General features: G+C 68.9%; 3 protein-coding genes. 1 reads left to right on the top strand and 2 read right to left on the bottom strand.

The features are described from left to right. Positions 1-91: 91 nt before the first annotated feature. Positions 92-352, bottom strand: coding sequence for a hypothetical protein (locus ACO1BU_RS36035; RefSeq protein ID WP_424140688.1), 261 nt, complete (start codon positions 350-352; stop codon positions 92-94). Positions 353-851: 499 nt separating this feature from the next. After that, entirely contained in the window at positions 852-3,698 is a 2,847-nt protein-coding gene (locus ACO1BU_RS36040) for a PAS domain S-box protein (protein WP_424140689.1), read from the bottom strand. A gap of 313 nt (positions 3,699-4,011) precedes the next feature. On the opposite strand from ACO1BU_RS36040, the gene ACO1BU_RS36045 reads away from it, so the two are divergent. Beyond that, positions 4,012-4,551: a MarR family winged helix-turn-helix transcriptional regulator gene (locus ACO1BU_RS36045; RefSeq protein WP_424140690.1), complete on the top strand. Its 540-nt coding sequence runs from the start codon at positions 4,012-4,014 to the stop codon at positions 4,549-4,551. The last annotated feature ends 140 nt before the right edge of the window (positions 4,552-4,691 follow it).

Genomic DNA, 4,691 nt, shown 5'->3' on the forward strand with positions numbered 1-4,691 from the left:
GCCCTCTGGCGCATTGCGCCAGAGGGCGGCCCGCTTCGGCAATCTGACCGGGGAAGGACCGGCTGTGCTGCGCCGGCTCGTGGAACGCGCCTCAGCGAGGCGCGGCGATGGTCCGGTAGAAGGTGGCTTCCTCCCGGATGGCCGAGGCAACCATCTCCGCGGCCTCGTCGGTCAGCGCGATGCAGACGCGGCGCCGGTCCGGGCCATGGAAGTAGCGGCGGACGAGCTTCGCATTCTCCAGCGCCGCCAGCTTGCGGAGCGCGGTGCTCTGCGGCGCGCCGGAGGAGATGCAGACCGAGGAGACGGAGACATGGCCGCCCTCTGCCCGGACAGCGGCGAGGTCCAGCAGCATGTCCCAGGCCGGCCAATCGAAGAATTCGCCAGTCGGCTTGCGCCGCCGCCGGCCGCGGAGTTGCAGCAGCCTCTTCAGCCCCGCCGCGCCAAGGCCTTCATTGGGGGAAGGCTGGTCCTGGGGCTCCTCAAGGGGGAGGGCGGGGCGGCGTTCGGCTGGCTGTGTGCCAAGACTGGACAGCAGGCGCTCGAAAGTGGCGCGAAGCTCGGTCAGCAGGGCGGCTGATTCAGAGGTGGTTTCGGAGGATGGCGATCCAACTGGCCCAGACTTCTCAGAAGGCTGCGGCGTTGAGAGCTGAAATGAGGAAAGTTTTGTAAGACGGTCCAATTCCGTAAAGCCTTCTAGCCGGTCCAGGCGCACTACGCTTACAGAAGTCGGAAGTTTTAGACACGACTTCGTTAAATGGACACGAGGACGTGACCGGTCAGCTTTCCGTCAAGGTTTGCTGCTGCGGCGTCCAGCCGGTCCTAACGGCCTTCCTGCCGTCTCGTTGGACCGCCTATTGGTTCGCTGCTTTAAGCGCCGCGGTTCCGGAGCTGACCAGCTGTCTGACTGCAGATACGAGCTCATCCGGCTGGATCGGCTTGGTCAGGACGGGCGCGCCATGATGGCCGGGCGGTGCCTCCCCGTAGCCGGTGGTGAAGAGGACGGGCACGCCGCGGGCGATCAGCTCTTCGGCCAGGGGATTCACCTGTTGGCCGGCCAGGTTCACGTCCAGCACGCCGGCATCGATGGTTCCGGCGCGGTTCAGGAGGTCCATTCCCTCCTCGAGCGTGCCGGCGGGACCGAGGACCTTACAACCTGCGGTCGTCAGGGATTCGGCGGTGGCGATCGCGACCAGCACCTCGTCCTCCGCCAGGAGTACCCGGACGCCCCGCAAACTATGGACGGAGGGACGACTGGGGGGCGGCGCCTCTGGCGGGGGCGGGGTGATGGATGGCCCGAGGGCCGTGATGCTGCTGCCGCCAATGCGGATCCGTGCCACAAGGCCCTCACGCTCCCATTCGAGGGCGACACGGCCGCGCAGCTGATGCTGGACGCTGATCTCAATCAGGCGCGATCCGAAGCCCTTGCGCTTCGGCGGGCTTTCGATCGGAGGGCCGCCCCGCTCGGTCCACACCATGAGGACATCGGGCATGATGCCGGGGGTGGCGGCATCGGGCTCCAGCGACCAGTGCAGGGTCACCCGGCCTTCCTGGCGGGACAGTGCTCCGTATTTGACCGAATTGGTCACCAGCTCGTGCAGCACCATCGACAGGGGCTGCACCGCGTCGGGGCGCAGGATCAGGTTGGGGCCGCCCAGTTCGGTCTGCTTCGCCCCGCCCGCGCCGTCGCGCCCGCCCAGCTCCTCCTCCGCGAGTTCGCGGAGGGAGGCGCCTTCCCAGCGGTCACGCGCGAGCAGGCTGTGGGCCCGGGCCATGGCCGCGATACGGCCCTCGATCGCGCGGGCGAAGGCCACGGGGTCGTGCTTGGGGGAGAGCTGAACGAGCGAGCGCACCACCGCCATCACGTTCTTCGCGCGGTGGTCGATCTCGCGCATCAGCAGCTTCTGTTGCTGGTTGGCCGCGTGGCGTTCGCGGAGGTCGCGCAGGATGACGGAGACGCCGATCACGCGGCCATCGGCGGCCAGCATCCGGGTCATGGAGATGGAGACCGGGATGCGCTGGCCGTCCTTCGCCATGCGGAGCGCCTCGCGGTCGCGGATCGTCTCCCCGGACAGGGCGCGGCGGTAAAGGGGGCCCTCCTGGTCCTCAGGCGGTACGATGAGCTGGATGGTCTGGCCGACCGCTTCCGCATCCGTGTAGCCGAACAGGGCTTCGGCGCCGCCGTTCCAGGTCATGATTCGCCCGTCCTGGCCGGACAGGCTGATGATGGCGTCCGCGGCCGAATTGACGATGGCGGCCAGCCGGGCATCTACCTCCTCGCCGAGCCGGTGCTCCGTGACATCTTGCAGGACGGCCACGCAGCGTGTGGTCTCCCCGGCGCCCTCGGAGATTGAAACGAAGGTGCGGAGCCAGAGCACGGCCCCGTCGGCGCGGAGGGCGCGGTGCAGGGAGGTGCTCTGGCCGGTTTCCGGCAGGGCGGCCAGTTCATCCCGGAAGGCCCCGGCGTCATCGGGATGCAGGTGTTCGGCCAGATCGTGGCCGACCAGCTCTGCTTCCTCCCGCCCCAGGATCTCGCAGAGGCGGCGGTTCACCCGGGCGATGCGGCCCTGTTGCAGATCAAGCTCGACGACGCCCACCGCCGCTGTCTCGAAGATGGCCCGGAGCTCGGCCTCGCTCTCGCGCAGGGATTGTTCGCGGGCCGCGGCCGCGTCAGCCATGGCGTTGAAGCCGATGGCGAGCCGGGCGAATTCGGAGCGCGGGCTGCCCAGGACCGGGGCGCGGACCGCGGTATCGCCGGATCTCCAGCGCTCCGCCGCGTCCAGGAGCCGGGCCACCGGGCGGCGGACAAGGCTGCGGGCGCCGACCACGGTGAGAAAGAGGGCGAGGAGCGTGGTCCCAAGCAGAACCAGCGCGCCCATGCGCTGGGCCTGGGTGGCCTGGGCGAATATGCTGGCCCGGTCGAAGCCGATGACCACGAGGTGGGTCCCGCTCGCCTCGGCGGGGATATAGGCATAGATCCGGCGCACCCCGTCTGGGCCGACCGCTTCCTCCACACCTTCGGTCGGCCGGTCGAGAAAGCGCCGGGCCGTACCCTGGAGTGGCTGGCCCACCTTCTGCAGAAGGCCAGGCCTGGAGGCGAGCACGATCCCGTCCCGGTCTATGATGGAGAGTGTCGCGTGCGGTGGCAGGGGCACGCGCCTGATCTGTTCGGCGAGCCAGTCCAGGCCGATGGCGGTGTGAACCACGCCGGCCATTTGGCCTTCGTTGTCGTAGAAGGGCTGCGCGAAATGGAAGCTGCCCTGGCCGGAGGCCCGGCCGAAGACATAATCGCCAATTACGAAGCGACCTTCCGCCAGGGCCCGCTGGAAATACGCGCGGTCTCCGACACTGTTGCCATAGGCGGTGGGCTGGGCTGAGCAGACGACCTTGCCGTCCAGCGTCGCGGTGGCCAGCAGGATGTAGCGGGGGAAATCCGCCATGATCCGCTGGAAGAAGGGCTGGCACTCCGCCTGGTCGAGCGCCCGCACGGCCCGCAGGTTGCCCAGGGCGGTGAGAAGCTGCCTGGCGCCATCGGCCATCCGCTGATGGTCGGCGGCGACAAGCCGGGCCAGGCGCAGCGCATCCTCGCGTGCGGCGGTTTCCCTGGTGTGTCCCGCTTCCAATGCGCCCCAGACCATAGCCCCCAGGGCGGGGAGCAAGGCTAGGCCCACCAGCGACAAGAGGCGTGAGAGCAACGACATGCGGGGCACCCAATGCAGGGATGCTCAACCTGTTGCAACAGGCGTTGGGCCGGCGCGGAACGCCAGAACCGGACTGTTCCGCTCTCGGATCCAGCATATGGCAGGGTTTTGCGGCGGGGCGCCCATGGCGCGGGCAGGGATTTTACCCGGTGGCTCCTGGGTTTGGTTCCTCCCCTCTTTCCCGCGGGTTTGGCGGCGTCGGCGTCAATTGCGCGCCATCACTTCTCCGCTGGCCTTTTCTCTCACCCGGGGGCGGCCTAAACCCCCGGACCCGGCGGTCGGTCGCCGCTTCGGTCAAGGAGTGGTTTCCGTGATGCCCGCGCCCCGCGATGCCAAGGCGCAGACGCCGCAGACACCACGGCGCAAGGTGGTGGCCGAGGCCGGGAAAGCGGTGGAGGATCCGGGCGCGGCGCTGATGCAACGGCCAGGCGTGCTGATCCGCCGCCTGCATCAGGTGCATTCCGCGATGTTCCAGGAGGAGACGGCGGCTTTCGGCGTGACGCCGGTGCAGTACAGCCTGATGACCCTGCTGATGGACCGGCCGGGGCTGGAGCAGGGCGAGGCCGCTGCCGGGCTGCGGCTGGACCGTTTCACCACGGCCGATGTCGTACGACGGCTTGAGGCGGCGGGGCTGGTGCGGAGCAAGCCCGGGCAGGACCGGCGGGTGAAGACGCTGTTCCTGACGCGGAAAGGGACCAAGACCTTCGAGGCCATGCGGGACAGCGTGCATCGCGCGCATGACCGGCTGGTGGAACCCCTGCCGGAGCGGCGGCGCGGGGCCTTCCTCCAGATGCTGCAGGAGCTGGTGAACCACCACGGAACGGTCGGCGCGCCGTCGCCCAAGGTGCGCTGAGTCAGCCGGCGGGCGGCTCGGGCGGTCTTTCGTCTGGCGGAGCGATGGAGGTGGCGAGGTCGCGCAGGAGGGGTTTGTTGGGGAGGGGGTCGAGGCGCATGTCGCGTTCCTCCAGCCGTGCCGTGCAGGCATAGATCACG

Source organism: Roseomonas chloroacetimidivorans (assembly GCF_049629625.1).
GTDB lineage: Bacteria > Pseudomonadota > Alphaproteobacteria > Acetobacterales > Acetobacteraceae > Roseomonas > Roseomonas chloroacetimidivorans.

Coding starts and splice junctions, on each gene's coding strand:
- ACO1BU_RS36035 (WP_424140688.1), bottom strand. CDS start 352: ATGCTGCTGGACCTCGCCGCTGTCCGGGCAGAGGGCGGCCATGTCTCC.
- ACO1BU_RS36040 (WP_424140689.1), bottom strand. CDS start 3,698: ATGTCGTTGCTCTCACGCCTCTTGTCGCTGGTGGGCCTAGCCTTGCTC.
- ACO1BU_RS36045 (WP_424140690.1), top strand. CDS start 4,012: ATGCCCGCGCCCCGCGATGCCAAGGCGCAGACGCCGCAGACACCACGG.